Source organism: Corynebacterium comes, assembly GCF_009734405.1.
Classification (GTDB): Bacteria; Actinomycetota; Actinomycetes; order Mycobacteriales; family Mycobacteriaceae; genus Corynebacterium; species Corynebacterium comes.
The window spans coordinates 1,985,679-2,001,233 of the sequence record NZ_CP046453.1; the positions used below are offsets into that span (position 1 = coordinate 1,985,679).

Consider the following 15,555-nt stretch of genomic DNA (forward strand, 5'->3'; position numbering starts at 1 on the left):
CCCCGAAAGGAACGCTGTGCGAGGACCTCTTGCGGGGTCCTCCTTTCGGGGTGGGGTGGTGATGGGCAGTAGCCAGGACCTGCCGGCACAGAGACACCGCTGCCCCTACATGACGGGGCCGGTGTTCTCCGCCTGCGCATTCTGCACCGACTTCAGCGGCAACGACAGCGTCGCAATTGTTCCGCGCGGTTTGTTCGGGGTGAACAGGATCGTCCCACCGTGCCGTTGGGCGATATGTTCAGAGATGATCAGCCCGATTCCCGAGCCGTCCTTCTTCGAGCTGAAGGCACCGGCAGCCAGCTGCTCGGCAGGCACGGCATCCATCCCGCGGCCCTGATCCGTGATCGACAGTGAGGCGAGACCCCCGAATTCGGTGAGTTTGATGTCGAGTTCCTTCACCAGGGTATCCGGCCGCTTGATCTCATCGATCGCGTTCATGCAGAGGTTGATGATCACCTGCCCGATGAGCACGCTCTCCCCTTCCATCATCAGTTCCTCGGTCCCCAGGTCGGCATTGACCACCACCCCCTCTTCTTCCGCGCGTAGCCGAACGAAATAGAGCGACTCCGCGATGGTCGCCGGCAGGCTGAATTCTGCGGCCGTGCTCTCGATCCTCCGGACATACCGCTTGGCTGAGGCCACGATCTCTGATGCTCGCCTGAGTTGCTTCTCCACCATCTCAATGCCGTAGTTGAGCTGGGTGAAGTTCGGGGTGGGGGTGTTCAGTCGCGTCTTCAGCCCGCTGAGGAAATTGAGGGAAGCGGCCAGCGGCTGCCCGAGGTCATGGGCGAGGACCATCGCCATGTCCCCCATCGCGTTGTAGCGGCTCAGGTACTGCAGCTGTTCCCGCTGCGCCTTCTCACGCTGCTCCGCTTCCACCCGGTCCTGGATGTCACGCACCGTGAGCACGCGGTAGGTGGTGCCCTCGATCCGGACATTCTCAAGGTTGCAGCTCAACCAGCGGAAAGTCCTGTTCTCCCCGTCCACCTTCAGGCGGAAGTTGATCTGTCGCTCCGGCTGCACGATCGTCTCCCGGAGCTGTTCCTCACTGACCCCGAGATCGGTCGTACCCAGGTTCCCCAGTTCTTCCCCGATGATTTCGGAAGCCGCGTACCCGAAGAGCCCGGCGGCATAGGGAGAGGCCCGCTCGACCCGGTTGTCGGTGTCGAGCACCAGCACCCCGGAAGCGGTGTGCGACATGATGCGCTCCAGCGACGTGGACACCCACTCCGGAGAATCCGGCCTCTGCTCATCTTCCTCGATCACGCGGATCTCCACCATGAGCGCCTCCCCGGCCTGGAACGGTACGAGGGTCGCTGTTGAGTCGGTGAGGAATTCGGTGCCGTCGGCGGCCAGGTATTTCCATTGCCTCCGACTCGACCCGTACAGAGCTGCGGAGTGCAGCCAGGCGACACCGTCCTCGCGGCGGTACCGCTCATCCTGCGAGCTCATGTGGTGTGCCTTGAGGGACCGCAGCTCAGGGACGCTGTACTGGAAGATCCTGCACGCCTGGTCGTTGGCCCAGAGGATACGCAATGAATCCTTCTCGTGGACCAGGATGGCGTTCTGCGAATACTGCGCCATTGTCAGTAGGTCGTCACTGCTGGGTTGCATGCCCCTGATCCTAGGGCCACTGTCTTCGCTGGTACATCAGCAAAAGGTGGCCACCGGCTAAAGAATTCCTTAGGTAGATGGCGGTTTTCTCCAATACCGCCACTGTGAACCGCGCCATAGCATCGCATGTACACCATTCGAAGTCGCAGCAATTGGAGAAGGTAATGGCACTAGCAACGAAGGATGAAAGCGGGGTGGCGATCATGACAGACACTGTTGATGCAGCCACCGCAGCCGGACGACTCGCGGCCGGGGTGGCCGCGGAACCCGCCGGGCCCGCCCGCGACGCTGCATTCGCCCACGCTCTGCAGGTACTTCACGAGCGCCGGGACGAGTTCAACGAACAGGGCCACGTCTCCCGTGACTACATTGCCCTCCTCAAGAAGGCCGGGTTGTTCGGGGTTGCAGTTCCCGAACAGTTCGGCGGCGACCCGCAGCCGCCCGCACAGTTCATGAAGCAGGTGGAACAGATCTCCGCCATCGACCCCGCCACGGGATGGGTCGCCAGCTTCGGTTCCGCCCCCGTGTACTTCGCCTCCCTTCCGGTGGAGACACAGCGCAGGATCTACGCGGAGAGCACGGACATCGTTTTCGCTGCGGGTATGTTCCCGATGTTCGAGGCGGAGCGGGTCGAGGGCGGGTACATCTGTTCCGGCGAGTGGCAGTTCGCCAGCGGCTGCAAGGGAGCTGACCTGCTCGGTATGGGCCTGCGGGGCGGCGAGGAGACCAACGGCAAACCGCTGACCGCGCTCGTGGACCCGGCGAAGGTCGACATCGTCGACAACTGGTCCGTGGCCGGCATGAAGGCCACCGGCTCCCACAATGTGCGCGCCGACCGGGTCTTCGTTCCCGACGAGATGACCTTCGTCCGTGGCGGGAAGCCCACCATCGACGAACCTGTCAGTCGATATCCCGTCATCGCCTACGCAGCGCAGGTGCTGGCGGTAGTGGGCCTCGGCGCCGCCCGCGGAGCACTGGATTACGTCACCGAGGTGGGCTCGGCCAACGCCTCCATCACCGGTGGGCCAGCCAAGGGCAACCGGGCGAACTACAAGTCCGGCCTGGCCAAGGCGGAGGCGGATCTGCGTTCCGCCCGGGCCTTCTTCTACGAGACCACCGAGGAGGTCTGGGCCAAGGCCGTCGCGAACGAGGAGATCACCGACCGGGACAAAGCCCTGCTGCGGATGGCCGCGGCGCAGGCTGCGCATGTCAGCCGGGATGTGGTGTTGGCGGCGTTCAACCTCGCCGGCACCGGCGCCATCTTCGAAGGGCACCCCCTGCAGCGTTTCCTGCAGGACGGTCTCGTCCCCGCACAGCACGCAATGCTCCAGGAGCACATCTTCGAGGCCGCGGGTGCCCTGCTGCTCGGGCTCGACCCCGGGATTCCCAGCTTCCCCTGACACCCCGCCCCGCACTCACCCCTACTTCTAGGAGAACCCCATGTCGCAAGAGCCACTGCGCACCCTGTTCTGTGTCGGCAACAACCAGAACTTCTTCGACCTTCCGAAGGCTGACATCGGCCCGGTGTGGATCGCCACCCAGGCATTTCTGACCAGCCTGCGGGACATGGACGGCGTCGAGGTCATCGGAACCTTCGATGACGATTCCCACATGGTGGGACCCTCGGACGGTTGGCCCTGGACCTTCTACGTACTGGCTGACGTGCAGGATCAGGCGACCGTCAAGGAGGCCTGCAATCTGCTGCGCACCATCATGGTCGGCGAGTTCGCCCTGTGGAAGTACTTCAAGATTGAGGCACGGATGGGCCGGGAACTGGTCATCCGCGACGACGTCGAACTCTGATCGACCCTCTCCCTTACCCGACTAATTACCGAAGGACACACCATGACCACCACACACGAACCCCTGGGCGGTTTCGCTACCCTCGTCGAGGACGACCGGGTCGCCGGCGCGCTCTACACCGATCCCGAGATCTTCCAGGAGGAGATGGAACGGATCTTCTACAAGACCTGGGTTTGGGTCGCCCACGAGAGCGAGATCCCCGAGGCGGGCTCCTTCAAAACCACCCAGGTCGGCGACCAGCCCGTGATCGTGAACCGTGACCGCAAGGGCATCTTCAACACCCTTCTAAACCGTTGCCGCCACCGCGGTGCCACCGTCTGCGACCAGCGCAACGGCAAGGCCAACGGTTTCACCTGCCCCTACCACAACTGGTCCTACACCCTGGACGGCCGTCTGCGCGGTGTCCCTTACCCGGACGGGTACGAGGGTGTACTGGACAAAAAGGATTTCCCGCTCCAGAAGCTGCGCACCGAGTCCTACCTGGGCATGATCTTCGCCACCTTCAACGAGGATGCCCCTCCGCTGGAGGAGCACCTGGGTGACGCCAAGATCTGGATGGAGCGCTTCCTCAAGCAGTCCAACGGCTTCCCCACCAAGGTCATCGGAATCCACAAGTTCCGGTTCCGGGGCAACTGGAAGATCCAGCTGGAAAACACCACCGACGGATACCACTTCCCCATGGTCCACAAGTCCTGGATGGCCTCCGTCGACGCAGAGACCGCCGACATGATGTCCTTCATGGACGATCCGGCCGCCGAAACCCATGCGCTGGGCAACGGGCACAGCGTGGGCATCATGGCCGCCGCGCATCTGGACCTGGACATCGACGACGGCACCGAGGAGATTCAGCCCCGTTTCCAGCACCTGGTGGACGAGCTCGAGGCCGCCGGTGAGTCCCCGGAGCGGATCCGCCGCTACATGCGTTCCATGCACGGCTGCGGTTTCAACCTGAACATGTTCCCCAACATCGCGATGTCCTCCGCCTTCTTCCGGGTCATCATCCCGATCTCCGTCAATGAGACCGAGATCTGGCACATGGCCATCGGCATGGACGGTGGCCCGGAGAGCGTGAACCAGGAGCGGCTCCGGATCCACGAGCACTTCCAGGGCCCCTTCGGCTTCGGCAGCCCCGACGACGCAGAGGGCTGGGATCGCGTCCAGATCGGCGCCGGCGGCAACCCGAACATGCCGATCATGGTCAACCGCGGACTGAACCGCGAGTACAACAACGACGACAACTGGCCCACCTCGCATGTCACCGATGAGACGGGCATGCGCGAGGCCTACTACATGTGGAAGAAGATGATGAGCGATGACTAATTCCCTCCTGACCCGACAGACGGCAATGCTTTCCGACGAGCGCGTGCTCCGCGCCATCGAGCTCATCTGGAAGGAGGCAGCCCTCCTGGACGCCAAGGACTACCCCGCCTGGGAAGAGCTGTTCACCGACGAATCCCACTACGTCGTGCCCATCGACCCGGACACCGAGGACTACGCCTCCTCGCTCAACATGATCTACGACGACAAGCGTATGCGCCGCCTCCGCGTCGAGCGCATGATGCAGGGTTACGCCCCCTCCGCCGTGGCCGCCGCCCGGACGGCACGGGTGGTGTCCACTTTCGTGGTCAGGTCCGTCACCGACGAAGAGGTGGTCATCCGTTCCACCCAGGTGCTCACCGCCTTCAAGCGCAACGCCTACCAGACCCTCGGGGCCGAACTCACGCACACCATCGCGCTGTCCGACGATGGTGACCGTATCGCTGAGAAGGTCGCCCGCCTCATCAACAGTGAAGATGCCGTCAGTGCCGCCGGCTTCCTCATCTAGGGCGGCGGCATGACTGACACAGCACGTGCGAATGGCGTCGCGGTGGTCACCGGCGCCGCCGGGGGCATGGGGCAGGAGATCGCGCGCCGACTCCACGACGACGGTCACCGGGTCTGCCTGGCTGACATCGCGCAGGAGAAGGCGCAGGAGCTGGCCGACGAGCTCTCCCCCGACGGGTCCACCGCCTGTGCCATCCGGTTGGATGTCTCCCGGCGCGAGGATTTCGTCAAAGCACTGGACACCCTCACCGACCAGTGGGCGACCCCCACCATCCTGGTCAACAACGCCGCGGTGACCCGTGCGGCTGACCTGATGACTCTTTCGGAGCAGGATTTCAATCAGGTGCTCACCACAAACGTGGACAGCATCTTCTTCGGGTGCCAGGTCTTCGGCGCCGCCATGGCCGAGGCCGGCTACGGCCGCATCATTAACATGGCCTCCCTGGCCGGGCAGAACGGCGGAACGGCCACCGGCGGACATTACGCCGCCTCAAAGGGTGCGATCCTCACCACCACCAAGATCTTCGCCCGCGAGCTGGCGGGGCAGGGCGTGACCGTCAACGCCATCTCACCGGGGCCGCATGATCTGCCGATCGTCCACCAGACCGTGCCCGCTGAGAAGCTCGACCAGGTGATCGCCGGCATCCCGGTCCGCCGCCTGGGGGATCCCGCCTTCATCGCGAAAACAGTGTCGCTGCTGGCGGACGAGGACGCGGCGTTCGTCACGGGCGCCTGCTGGGACATCAACGGCGGCCTCTACGTCCGCTGATCCACCAATACAGCCGGCTCCGCGCCGGCATCGACCGAACAGCACAAGGAAAGGGGAGTACAGAGATGTCTCTCATTGACGTTGTGGTCTCGGACATTGTCCAGGAGACCCCCACCATCAAGTCGTTCTACCTCACGCTGCCAGACGGCAGTCCGGTGGGACACTACTCCCCCGGCGCGCACATCGACGTCGTCGGACCGACTTCATTGACCCGGCAGTACTCCTTGTGCGGCCGCCCGGACGGTGATGACGCATACCTCTTCGCGGTCAAACGCGAGGAAGGCGGCCGCGGCGGATCAGAGGCGCTCCATGAGCTTCAGGTCGGTGACAGACTCAAGGTCTCCGAACCCCGGAACCTCATGACGATTGCCGAGGAGGGGGCACACCATGTGCTGGTCGCCGGCGGAATCGGCATCACCCCGATGCTCAGTCTCTCCCGGTACATGGATGTCCGCGGCATCAGCTTCGAGCTGCATTACTATGCCCGCAGCGAGGAGGAGGCAGCCTTCCTGCCTATCCTCACCGAGAAGTGCCCCGATAAGCTCCACACCCACCTCGGCGTGGACCGGGACACCCAGGGTAAGAATCTGGCGAGCATGGTGGATGGTCTGCCGGAGGGTACCCACCTCTATGTCTGCGGCCCCGCCCCGTTCATGGACCAGGTCCGCATGGTTGCCGCCGAGAAGCTACCCGAGGACGCCATCCACTTCGAGAACTTCAAGCCGGCGGAAACCGGGGGAGATCAGGAGAACACGGAGTTTGACGTGGAACTGGAAGGCGAAACCTACCATGTTCCCGCGGACCGCTCGATCGTCGAGGTGCTCAACGAGGCCGGGTGCGACATCGCCACCTCCTGCGAGGAGGGGATCTGCGGCACCTGCATCATGGAGGTGCTGGAGGGAACCCCGGAACACCGGGACAGCGTCCTGACGAAGTCGGAGCGCGAAGCCGGCGAAACCATGGCGGTATGTGTCTCCCGGACCCGGGACCCGAAGCTCGTGCTCGAGTACTTCTGACGCCACCCCTCCGATCACCCCCGTAGCCCTGCCGGGCTGCGGGGTTTCGCCATTGTGGGCCCGCTGAGTTTCTAAGGATTTCCTTAGCGCGGTGAAAGATTATTCCGATATCTCGCTGGCGATTTGCTCAATAGCATTACCCACATCACATTTGCGGACAGATGTGAGGAAATGGAGTTCGGTTGCTCCGTACCCGTTTCCCCGAGAGTCTCCGACCATCCTCAGGAGGAACCTGATGCGACCACATACCTCGGCCGGGCGACGCTGGTTGGCGCCGCTGGCGGCCATACCCGTGCTTCTTGCGGGGTGCTCCCCGGCGGGCACCTCCACTACGGCGGACGGCGGGCGGGAGGAGGTGACCCTGACGCTGGCCACGAGCTTCAACCGAACGCACTCCAACAACGACGGCATGTGGATGTTCATTGAGAACCTCCGGGAGAACGCCCCGTGGATTACCGTCGAGTACAAGGGCGGACCAGAGGTGATGGCGCCGAATGTCCTGATTGAAGGGGTATCCGCCGGAGTCTTCGACATGGGGTCGCTGCCCGGTGACTACTACGTGGACCAGCTGCCGGCCATGGAGGTTCCCCGCTTCACCCCGTACTCCCCCATGAAGGAACGGGAACTCGGGATCACCGGGATCTACGACGAGATCCATCGGGACCAGCTGGGCATCACCTACCTGGGCCACACCGTGGCCGGTATGCCACAGGTGCTGCTTGTGGACAGCCCGATCACGGACGCCAACCTGCAGGGCAAATCCCTCCGCACCTCCTCAGCCACCTCCGGCATGGTCCAGGCGATGGGTGGAGTGCCGGTGGACCTGCCGGGCGGCGAGGTCTACACCGCCCTGGAACGCGGCGTGGTCTCCGGCGCCAGCTGGGCGGCAGTGGGGCCGAGCAGTCTGGGCCTGCAGGAGGTGACCGGCTACCACGTGGCCCCGCGTTTCTACGAGTCCGTGGCCAACCTGGTCATGAACGAGCGGACCTGGGAAGACCTGGATCCGGAGACCCGTCAGGCGATCACCGACACCATCACGGAGACCGAACCGGAGATCTTCGAGCACTTCATGAACAAGGCGGTCTCGGAGACCCGGGAATGGGAGGACGCCGGTGTGCAGGAGACCATGTTGAGTGAGGATGAGGCGAACCGCGTCTTCGAGCTGGCCTACCGCACCGGCTGGGAGGAGCTTGACTGGGACGCCATCCTGGCCACCACGCCGGATGCGGCTCAACTCAAGCGGGCATACGAAGACGGCATGACCGGGAATCTGGCCGACGTTGTGCCCGGGGGCGCCACCGTCGACCGCACCGTTGAGCAGATCGAGCAGCTCAAGGAAAAGTCATGAGTTCACCGCGGCGCGATGAGCACATCACACCCGTCGATCTCGGCGGATCTGCGGAAACCCCGCATGACCTGTCCCTCCTCCCGGGCCGGGCGCTGCTCCCCCAACGCCTCCTCCAGGGAATCGGGGCCGCGGTCCTGCTGGCGATGGCTGTGCTGGTCACCGTGGCGGTGATCATGCGCTACCTGGGGAACGGAATCATCGGCGCGGTGGAGATCGCCTCGATGTGCATGGTGGTCATCACCGTGCTGGTCATTCCGGCCGCCACCGTTGCCGACGAGAACTTCCGGGTGGAGGTCGCCGACTTCTTCGCCGGGGAGAAGACGATGGCGGGGTTGAACGTCCTGAGCATCATCGTCCAGGTCGTGGTGTCAGTCTTCCTGGCGATAGCGGCGGTGGATCTGCTCATCCACGACATCAACACCCTGACCACCATGGGTGGCGAACTGTCCCTGCCACGTTGGTGGCTGTCCCTGCCGGTGGCCCTGGGCTTCATCGGCGTCGTCTACTCCACGATTCTGGTCGCCCTCCGCATCCGGCGGGATCCGCTTCCCCACACCGCACTCCCGAAGGACTGAGCGCCATGGAATGGTTCATTTTTCTCCCCGTCTTCATATTCGCGCTCATCGCCGTTCTACTGCTGCGCATCCCGGTCGCCTTCGGCATGCTGGCGGTCGGCATCGTCTCCTGTTTCCTGATCTTCGGCAGCTTCTCCGCGGCCTCCAAACTGGTCGGATTGAGCGTGATCAGTTCAGTCAACAGCTTCACCTTCTCCGCCATCCCGCTGTTCATCCTGATGGGTGAGATCCTCTTCCGCTCGAAGATAGCCCAGGAGGCGCTCGCGGAGATTTCGGTGCTCATGCGGGGGGTGCCCGGTCGGCTTCCCATGGTGGCGGTCGCCGGTGGTGGCGCATTCGGTCTGCTCTCCGGCTCTTCGCTGGCCAACACCGCGCTGTTTTCCCGGACTCTCCTGCCGCAGATGCGTGACGCTGGCTACAACCGCGATCTGTCAGCCGGGTCCATTCTCGCCTCCGGTGGTCTGGCCATGGTCCTGCCGCCCAGTGCCCTCGGAATCCTGTGGGGTGGCATCGCCCAGGTTCCCATCGGACCCCTGATGATGGCGGGGATCATCCCGGGCATCCTGATGGGCGTCGGCTACGTGATCATCGTGCTCTGGCGGAGCCGGGGCGACAACGACGTCCACGACGAGGACGCATCCCGACGAGCGCCCACCGAGGTGATCAGAGGATTCTTCACAAGACTGCTGGTGCCGGGCATCATCGCCCTCGTGATCCTGGGCCTCATCTTCTTCGGGGTCGCCACCCCGACCGAATCGGCGGCGTTGGGGGCCACCGCCAGCGTGATCGTCGCCGCAGTGATCGGTCGCCTGACTCCCGGGGAGCTGTGGCGGGCGGCGGTGGCCTCCGTGCGCACCACCACCACCATCTTCTTCCTGGTGATGGCTTCCACCCTGTATTCACAGATCATGGCTTACATGGGAGCGACCCAGGGACTGGTCAACTGGCTGACCGAATCGGTGACCAATGGAGTGGCCATGATGGTGATCATCATCATCCTGCTGGTCATCCTGAGCGCCTTCATCGACCAGGCCTCGATCATGATGATCACCGCTCCCCTGCTCATGCCGATCGCAGCCCAGTTCGGGTGGAACGGCATCTGGTTCTCCATCCTGGTGCTTGTCACCCTGCAGATCGGTAACATCTCCCCGCCATTCGGTATGGGACTGTTCGTCATGAAGTCGACCGCGCCATGGCTCCCAATGTCCGTGCTGTACCGGGCGGCGATCCCGTGGATCGTCTCGGACCTCGTGGTCGTGGCGGTCCTGGCGCTCTTCCCCTGGCTCGTGCTGGTGATCCCGAACCTCATGGGATGACTGTAGGCAGGCCTCCGTCCGGAGGCCTGCCTACAGCGGGGGAAGTACCGGCAGGAGATAGGAAGCGGGTCTGGCAGGTCGCCCGTTTAAGCGACCTCCACCTGGTAACGCAGGATGTCGCGCACCAGAGTGCCGATGGAGTCCGCGTCGGTCTTGGCCTTGATGCGGGTGCGGTGCACGTCGACGGTCTTGACGCTCATACCCAGACGTCGGGCGATGGTCTGACTGGGCAGTCCTTCAATGACCAGCACCAGTACCTCACGTTCCCGGCTGGTGAGCAGATTGATTTTCTCGGACAGCCTGCGCTCCTGGGAATGCAGCAGATAGCGCTGGGCAGCATTGTCCACGCCGAGCTGGACGGCGTCGATAAGCTGCTGGGGGTCGTAGGGCTTCTCCAGGAAATCCTGCGCGCCCGCTTTCATCGTGGACACGGACATGTTGATGTCCCCGTGCGCCGAGACGAAGATGATGGCCACGTGCGGGGCGATCTCATTGAGTCGCTCCTGCAGGCGGGTGCCGCTCATGCGGGGCATACGGACGTCGAGGACGAGGCAGGCGGGGCTGTCGGGGTCGAACTTCTCGAGGAACTCATCGGCGCTGTTGCAGATGGTGCAGGCGATTGCCGCGCTGTCGAGGAGCCACTCTACTGACTCACACAATTCCGAGTCGTCGTCTACGACGTAGACCCGGGTGGCCGGAACTGAATCGATGTTCTGGGGCACTGCGTTCCTGCTTTTCGTGATTACGGCAGCTTGAGGGGCAGTCACGGTCGTATCAGTCCCACGCTGCATCGGCGGTCCAGTAGTTCATCCCGAAAGCACTGACCTGATGCTTCCAGTCGGTGAGACGGCGGAGCTCCGGCTCCTCCTGGCGGACGGACTCATCCGCCGCTTCCGGCCCGTCGGCTTGGACGGTCCAGTGGACCCAGTTGACCTCCCGGCCGTATTCGTCATGCACGAACAGATCCACGTGATGCCAGCCGTAATTAAAGGTGTCCTCATAGCAGGTGAGGAACATGCGGGAATGGTTGGTCGGAAGAGGCTTGATTACCATGTCAGATCCTTCAGCGTCGGTTGAGAAGTGTGCTCGGAAAATGACGGCAGCCTGCGCAACCGCTTCTCCAGGAGCTGCCCGAGGGTGAGCAGCCGTTGCTCGGAACCGGGCAGCCCGATCAGCTGCAGCCCAAGCGGCATTCCGGTGGTGGACCGCGCACCCGGAACGACGACGACCGGCAGACCAAGCAGCTGCCACGCACGGCTGAGGTCCGGGGAACCGGTGCCGTTGCAACGGTTGAGGGCCGGCCCCTGGGCAGCGGGACCGATGATCACGCCATCGGGTCCAAGCAACCGCTCCAACGCGCGCCGGGAAATGTCCCGGCGGATCAGGGCTTCCCGGTAATCCTGGTCCTGGATCTCCGCACCCCCGCGGAGCAGCTCCAGAAGCTGCGGGCTGAGTTCGGCCTCGTGTTCCGCCTGGACGCCTGCCAGCGTGCGCGCAGCCTCGTAACCCATCACCGTGCGGTGATCCGCGGTCAAGGTGACCACGTGATCGTTCCAGTCGAGATCCTTGTGATCAACCCCGATGTCGGCGGCGATCCGCGGAACCTCCCGGAGAAGGTCCTGCATCTGCGGGGCCAGCGGCAGGACTTCAGAGCCGTGCCAGATATGCAGTTTCATCCCGGAGGCAGCAGAGTCCTCCGGGCGGTCAACATCCTGACCCGCGAAAGCAGAGTAGACATAAGCCAGATCAGCGACGGTGCGGGTGATCATACCCAGGGAGTCCAGGGTCTCGCTCATCCCGTTCACCCCGGCCATGGGGGTGGACCCGGCTGCCAGCACCATGCCAGCGGCACCGCAGAAGGATGCAGGACGGGTCAGGGACCCCGCGGTCTGGGTGCCGAGGGCAAGAGCGATGGTGTTAGCGCCCACGGCTGCCGCCGAACCACTGGAGGAACCACCTGGTGTGCACTCGTGGTCCCACGGGTTGACGGTCAGTCCGGGCGAGAAATAACCGAATTCAGTGGTCACCGTCTTGCCCTGAATTACGGCACCGAGTTCGCGGAACCTGGCCACGCAGGCGGCGTCAGCCTCAGCGGAGAGGGCAGAGGTCACGGCTGACCCTGAGCGGGTGGGAAGGCCGGCGACGTCGATGATGTCCTTGACCCCGATAGACACGCCTTCCAGCGGGCGTGCACCGGCGGAGTCATCGACCTCAGGGGAGGAAGGAGGGAACGGAACGCTCATATCCGCCAGGGCGACCCAGGCCTTGAGGCGGTCTTCGTAGCGGGTGATATCGGTGCGGACCGCTGACGAGAGTTCAGAGATCGTGATCTCACCGCTGTGGATGGCCCTCACTTGCTCGCTGATGTCCCGATTCCGGTAGGTGGAATTCATCGATTCTCCTGCACGTCTGGCGATTTTCTGCTCATGGGGTGATACCCACGTTCAAATACGTAATGAACTGACCATACGACAGGCCTTATTCCAATAGAAGCGCTCGGGAGTAAAGGTTTCCCCACTATCTGTGTAAGGGCGATCACAGTTACCTTGCTCTCACATCCAAGAGAAGACACCGGAATTCTTCCGGGGAGCGGAGAGATGATGACAGTAACAGCACAGCCGACGGGCAAGGTGAAGTCGGCGGAAGCAGACCGTGCAACCCAAGATCGGCACCGTCCCACGGCCCGCGCCTGGGTCATCGTCGGCCTACTGGTGGTCTTCCAGATCATCGCGTTCGCAGACAAAGCAGTCCTGGGTCTTGTGGCACCCCAGGCCATGCCCGACCTCGGGCTGAGCCCCACACAGTTCGGATTCATCGGAAGCGCCTTCTTCTTCCTGTACGCCATCGTTTCGGTGATCACCGGCATCCTGGCCTCCAAGTTCTCCGTCCGCTGGATCATCCTGGCGCTGGGTATGGTCTGGGCAGTGATGCAGTTCCCGATGCTCCTCGGTGGCGGAGCTGCGGTACTCCTCGCCACCCGCATCATTCTCGGTGGAGCGGAGGGGCCGGCAACCGCAATGTCCCTGACGTCCGCCCACACCTGGTTCCACTCTTCGCGCCGCGCGCTGCCGTCCAACCTGATCGCCATCGGCTCCACTATGGGGCCGGTCTTCGCCGCCCCCTTCATTGCCTGGGTAATCGGTATATGGGGCTGGCGCTGGGCTTTCGGTGCCCTCGGAATCATAGGTCTGGTGTGGATCACGATCTGGCTGATTTTCGGTGGCGACGGACCCTACAGCGCCCGGGCGACAAAGGCTGCCGGCCTGCGAGAGGATGCGGCGGCGCCCACCGCTGAAAAACGAGAAAATGACTCTGATGCTGTGGACCAACAGAAGCCCGTCAACATCTGGTACGCGTTGTTCAGCCTGGCCTTCCTGGCGGCTCTGCTGGGCGGAGCCTCCAACTTCTGGGTGCAGGGCTTCCTGACCACCTGGCTCCCGCAATACCTCGACACCGTGGTTGGACTTTCCCTGTCCCAGGTGGGCGTCTACACCACCTTCCCGTGGGTCCTCGGCGCACTTGTCCTGCTGGTGCTGGGCGGGCTCGGTCAGCGTCTGCTGAAGCAGGGCCGTTCCGCTCATGTGGCCATCGCAGTTCCCTTCGGCCTGTCGACGGCAGTCGCCGGCCTCGCTTTCCTGCTGGTGCCGGCTACTCCCGCCGCTTTCGCGGTGCCCCTGTTGACGATTGCCGGTGGTTGCAGCCTGGTCTTCCCGATGTCCGCCGCTGCTGTCGGCTATGCGGTCGGACCTAAGCAGCGACCGATCATGATGGCCACCCTCGGCGGTTTCGCAGCCTTCGGCGCCATCATCTCCCCGATCCTGGTGGGCTGGCTGATGAGTGCCGCGGGCTACCAGACCCCCGCCAAGGGCGTGGAACCGTCGGCGGCGATGATCGCCGCAATGACGGAAGGCGTGCACTCCGCATTCCTGATCACCGGTGTGTTCCTGGTCGTCGCGGGCCTGCTGGCAGCCCTCTTGCTCCGGCCGGAGCGGCTGGGCCGTCGACTTCAGGAACACCACGTCAAGGCTGACTCGTAGAACTCCCCGAAGCCGTACCCCCCTGCGCAGAAAGGAAATCCATCATGACTGCCACCGTTCCCGATACGTTCGACCCCAAAGTTTTCCGCGAGGTCATGGGCCACTACCCCACCGGTGTCGCCGTGGTGACCGGACGCAGTGCAGAAGGCGAGATCCTGGCGCTTGTCGTCGGCACCTTCGCCTCAGTGTCCCTGGACCCTCCGCTGGTGTCCTTCATGCCGATGAAAACCTCCCGTACCTTCCAGAAGCTCCGTCAGTGCGACTCCCTGTGCATCAATATCCTGGGTGGTGAACAGCAGGCCGAAATGCTCGCCATCGCGCAGCGTTGGGAGAACAAGCTCGACGGCATCGAGTGGTACCCCTCGCCTTCCGGCGACCCCATCCTGAAGCACTCGATTGCCTGGGTCGACACGACCATCGCCGATGTGGTGGAGGCCGGCGATCACTGGATCGTGCTCTGCGCGGTCTCCGATCTCCAGATCACCAACTCCGTGGCACCTCTGCTCTTCTTCCAGGGCGGGTACGGCAGCTTCGCCGGAACCGAACAGGTCTCCCGGATGGGCCACGAAATCCTCCCCGCCATTCACGCCGCCCACAGCGTGAGCGAGAAGCTGAAGGATCTGGCACACTCCATCGGCTGCGAAGTGTCGGTGTTCGCGGCCGTCAGTGACGACGAGCTGGCCACGGTCTTCTCCGCCCTCTCTGCTGACGCCACCCGCGAAGGAGGACTGGCCAGCCGGTTCCCCATGGTCCCCCCGATCGGCGACAGCTACATGTTCGACAAGCCCGCTGAGCTCCAGGAACGCTGGATGCACAAGCTGAAGAACGCCTCGGACGAAGTACATGAGCGGCACCGCAAACGCCTGAAGTTCATCGGGGAGCACGGATACCTGCTGGCGCTGCTGCCGGAAGCAGGATCCACCGCCTATGACCAGATGATCCGCGCCACCCGCGAGTACAAGAAGGCGAACCCCACCCCGATGGAAGAACGGAGTATCCGCGAAGCCATCGGAAGCACCCGACTGGACTACGACCCCCGAGAGATCCAGGACCAAGAGACCTACAACGTAGGTTCCATGGTGCTCCCGGTCCGGGACCCCTCCGGCGATTACACCATGACTCTTCGCCTGGCCCAGCTGCCGGCCGGAGTGACCGGCGCAGACGTCCGGGGCTGGATCGAACGGGCCAAGGCCGTGGCGCGGGAGATCGAGAACGCCAGCAGCAGCGAAGACTAGGAACCGAAGAGTGCAGAA

At 63.6% G+C, this 15,555-nt stretch carries 15 protein-coding genes; 11 read left to right on the top strand and 4 right to left on the bottom strand.

Annotation, left to right across the window (positions count from 1 at the left end):
* Positions 1-105: 105 nt before the first annotated feature.
* Positions 106-1,614: a PAS domain-containing sensor histidine kinase gene (locus CETAM_RS09530; protein WP_197085716.1), complete on the bottom strand. Its 1,509-nt coding sequence runs from the start codon at positions 1,612-1,614 to the stop codon at positions 106-108.
* Between the two features lie 203 nt (positions 1,615-1,817).
* On the opposite strand from CETAM_RS09530, the gene CETAM_RS09535 reads away from it, so the two are divergent.
* The 9 genes from CETAM_RS09535 to CETAM_RS09575 all read left to right on the top strand — a co-directional run bounded on the left by CETAM_RS09535 (position 1,818) and on the right by CETAM_RS09575 (position 10,265).
* Positions 1,818-3,014, top strand: a complete 1,197-nt coding sequence (locus tag CETAM_RS09535) for an acyl-CoA dehydrogenase family protein (RefSeq protein WP_156228640.1) — start codon at positions 1,818-1,820, stop codon at positions 3,012-3,014.
* Positions 3,015-3,054: 40 nt separating this feature from the next.
* Positions 3,055-3,417, top strand: a complete 363-nt coding sequence (locus CETAM_RS09540; protein ID WP_156228641.1) for a hypothetical protein — start codon at positions 3,055-3,057, stop codon at positions 3,415-3,417.
* A gap of 42 nt (positions 3,418-3,459) precedes the next feature.
* Complete coding sequence (locus CETAM_RS09545) at positions 3,460-4,737, top strand: aromatic ring-hydroxylating oxygenase subunit alpha (protein WP_156228642.1); 1,278 nt, start codon at positions 3,460-3,462, stop codon at positions 4,735-4,737.
* Entirely contained in the window at positions 4,730-5,242 is a 513-nt protein-coding gene (locus CETAM_RS09550) for an aromatic-ring-hydroxylating dioxygenase subunit beta (RefSeq protein ID WP_156228643.1), read from the top strand. Before CETAM_RS09545 ends, CETAM_RS09550 begins: the two co-directional genes overlap by 8 nt.
* A gap of 9 nt (positions 5,243-5,251) precedes the next feature.
* A complete protein-coding gene (locus CETAM_RS09555) occupies positions 5,252-6,010 on the top strand; it encodes an SDR family NAD(P)-dependent oxidoreductase (RefSeq protein ID WP_156228644.1) in 759 nt (252 codons plus the stop codon).
* A 65-nt stretch (positions 6,011-6,075) separates the two neighbouring features.
* Complete coding sequence (locus tag CETAM_RS09560) at positions 6,076-7,026, top strand: PDR/VanB family oxidoreductase (protein WP_156228645.1); 951 nt, start codon at positions 6,076-6,078, stop codon at positions 7,024-7,026.
* 235 nt (positions 7,027-7,261) lie between these two features.
* Positions 7,262-8,374, top strand: a complete 1,113-nt coding sequence (gene dctP, locus CETAM_RS09565) for a TRAP transporter substrate-binding protein DctP (protein WP_231587439.1) — start codon at positions 7,262-7,264, stop codon at positions 8,372-8,374.
* Positions 8,371-8,949, top strand: a complete 579-nt coding sequence (locus tag CETAM_RS09570) for a TRAP transporter small permease (RefSeq protein WP_156228646.1) — start codon at positions 8,371-8,373, stop codon at positions 8,947-8,949. Before dctP ends, CETAM_RS09570 begins: the two co-directional genes overlap by 4 nt.
* A 5-nt stretch (positions 8,950-8,954) precedes the next feature.
* Complete coding sequence (locus tag CETAM_RS09575; RefSeq protein ID WP_156228647.1) at positions 8,955-10,265, top strand: TRAP transporter large permease; 1,311 nt, start codon at positions 8,955-8,957, stop codon at positions 10,263-10,265.
* Between the two features lie 86 nt (positions 10,266-10,351).
* Here the strand turns inward: CETAM_RS09575 and CETAM_RS09580 are convergent, their stop codons facing one another.
* From CETAM_RS09580 to CETAM_RS09590, 3 genes are read right to left on the bottom strand one after another with little or no spacing between them, the layout of a single operon-like run.
* Positions 10,352-10,987, bottom strand: a complete 636-nt coding sequence (locus CETAM_RS09580; protein ID WP_231587441.1) for a response regulator transcription factor — start codon at positions 10,985-10,987, stop codon at positions 10,352-10,354.
* A gap of 52 nt (positions 10,988-11,039) precedes the next feature.
* Positions 11,040-11,318, bottom strand: coding sequence for a hypothetical protein (locus CETAM_RS09585; protein ID WP_156228649.1), 279 nt, complete (start codon positions 11,316-11,318; stop codon positions 11,040-11,042).
* Positions 11,312-12,658, bottom strand: a complete 1,347-nt coding sequence (locus CETAM_RS09590; RefSeq protein WP_156228650.1) for an amidase — start codon at positions 12,656-12,658, stop codon at positions 11,312-11,314. The genes CETAM_RS09585 and CETAM_RS09590 overlap by 7 nt, the downstream gene beginning before the upstream one ends.
* 207 nt (positions 12,659-12,865) lie before the next feature.
* On the opposite strand from CETAM_RS09590, the gene CETAM_RS09595 reads away from it, so the two are divergent.
* Positions 12,866-14,302, top strand: a complete 1,437-nt coding sequence (locus CETAM_RS09595; protein ID WP_197085847.1) for an MFS transporter — start codon at positions 12,866-12,868, stop codon at positions 14,300-14,302.
* Positions 14,303-14,346: 44 nt separating this feature from the next.
* Positions 14,347-15,537 carry a flavin reductase family protein gene (locus CETAM_RS09600; RefSeq protein WP_156228652.1) on the top strand — a complete coding sequence of 397 codons (1,191 nt, stop codon included), beginning with the start codon at positions 14,347-14,349 and terminating at the stop codon, positions 15,535-15,537.
* Positions 15,538-15,555 lie beyond the last annotated feature (18 nt).

What these genes read in the sequence shown, in the direction of transcription:
- CETAM_RS09535 (WP_156228640.1), top strand. Translation starts at nt 1,818, where the DNA reads ATGACAGACACTGTTGATGCAGCCACCGCAGCCGGACGACTCGCGGCC.
- CETAM_RS09575 (WP_156228647.1), top strand. Translation starts at nt 8,955, where the DNA reads ATGGAATGGTTCATTTTTCTCCCCGTCTTCATATTCGCGCTCATCGCC.
- CETAM_RS09555 (WP_156228644.1), top strand. Translation starts at nt 5,252, where the DNA reads ATGACTGACACAGCACGTGCGAATGGCGTCGCGGTGGTCACCGGCGCC.
- CETAM_RS09585 (WP_156228649.1), bottom strand. Translation starts at nt 11,318, where the DNA reads ATGGTAATCAAGCCTCTTCCGACCAACCATTCCCGCATGTTCCTCACC.
- CETAM_RS09570 (WP_156228646.1), top strand. Translation starts at nt 8,371, where the DNA reads ATGAGTTCACCGCGGCGCGATGAGCACATCACACCCGTCGATCTCGGC.
- CETAM_RS09595 (WP_197085847.1), top strand. Translation starts at nt 12,866, where the DNA reads ATGACAGTAACAGCACAGCCGACGGGCAAGGTGAAGTCGGCGGAAGCA.
- CETAM_RS09600 (WP_156228652.1), top strand. Translation starts at nt 14,347, where the DNA reads ATGACTGCCACCGTTCCCGATACGTTCGACCCCAAAGTTTTCCGCGAG.
- dctP (WP_231587439.1), top strand. Translation starts at nt 7,262, where the DNA reads ATGCGACCACATACCTCGGCCGGGCGACGCTGGTTGGCGCCGCTGGCG.
- CETAM_RS09590 (WP_156228650.1), bottom strand. Translation starts at nt 12,658, where the DNA reads ATGAATTCCACCTACCGGAATCGGGACATCAGCGAGCAAGTGAGGGCC.
- CETAM_RS09530 (WP_197085716.1), bottom strand. Translation starts at nt 1,614, where the DNA reads ATGCAACCCAGCAGTGACGACCTACTGACAATGGCGCAGTATTCGCAG.
- CETAM_RS09560 (WP_156228645.1), top strand. Translation starts at nt 6,076, where the DNA reads ATGTCTCTCATTGACGTTGTGGTCTCGGACATTGTCCAGGAGACCCCC.
- CETAM_RS09550 (WP_156228643.1), top strand. Translation starts at nt 4,730, where the DNA reads ATGACTAATTCCCTCCTGACCCGACAGACGGCAATGCTTTCCGACGAG.
- CETAM_RS09540 (WP_156228641.1), top strand. Translation starts at nt 3,055, where the DNA reads ATGTCGCAAGAGCCACTGCGCACCCTGTTCTGTGTCGGCAACAACCAG.
- CETAM_RS09545 (WP_156228642.1), top strand. Translation starts at nt 3,460, where the DNA reads ATGACCACCACACACGAACCCCTGGGCGGTTTCGCTACCCTCGTCGAG.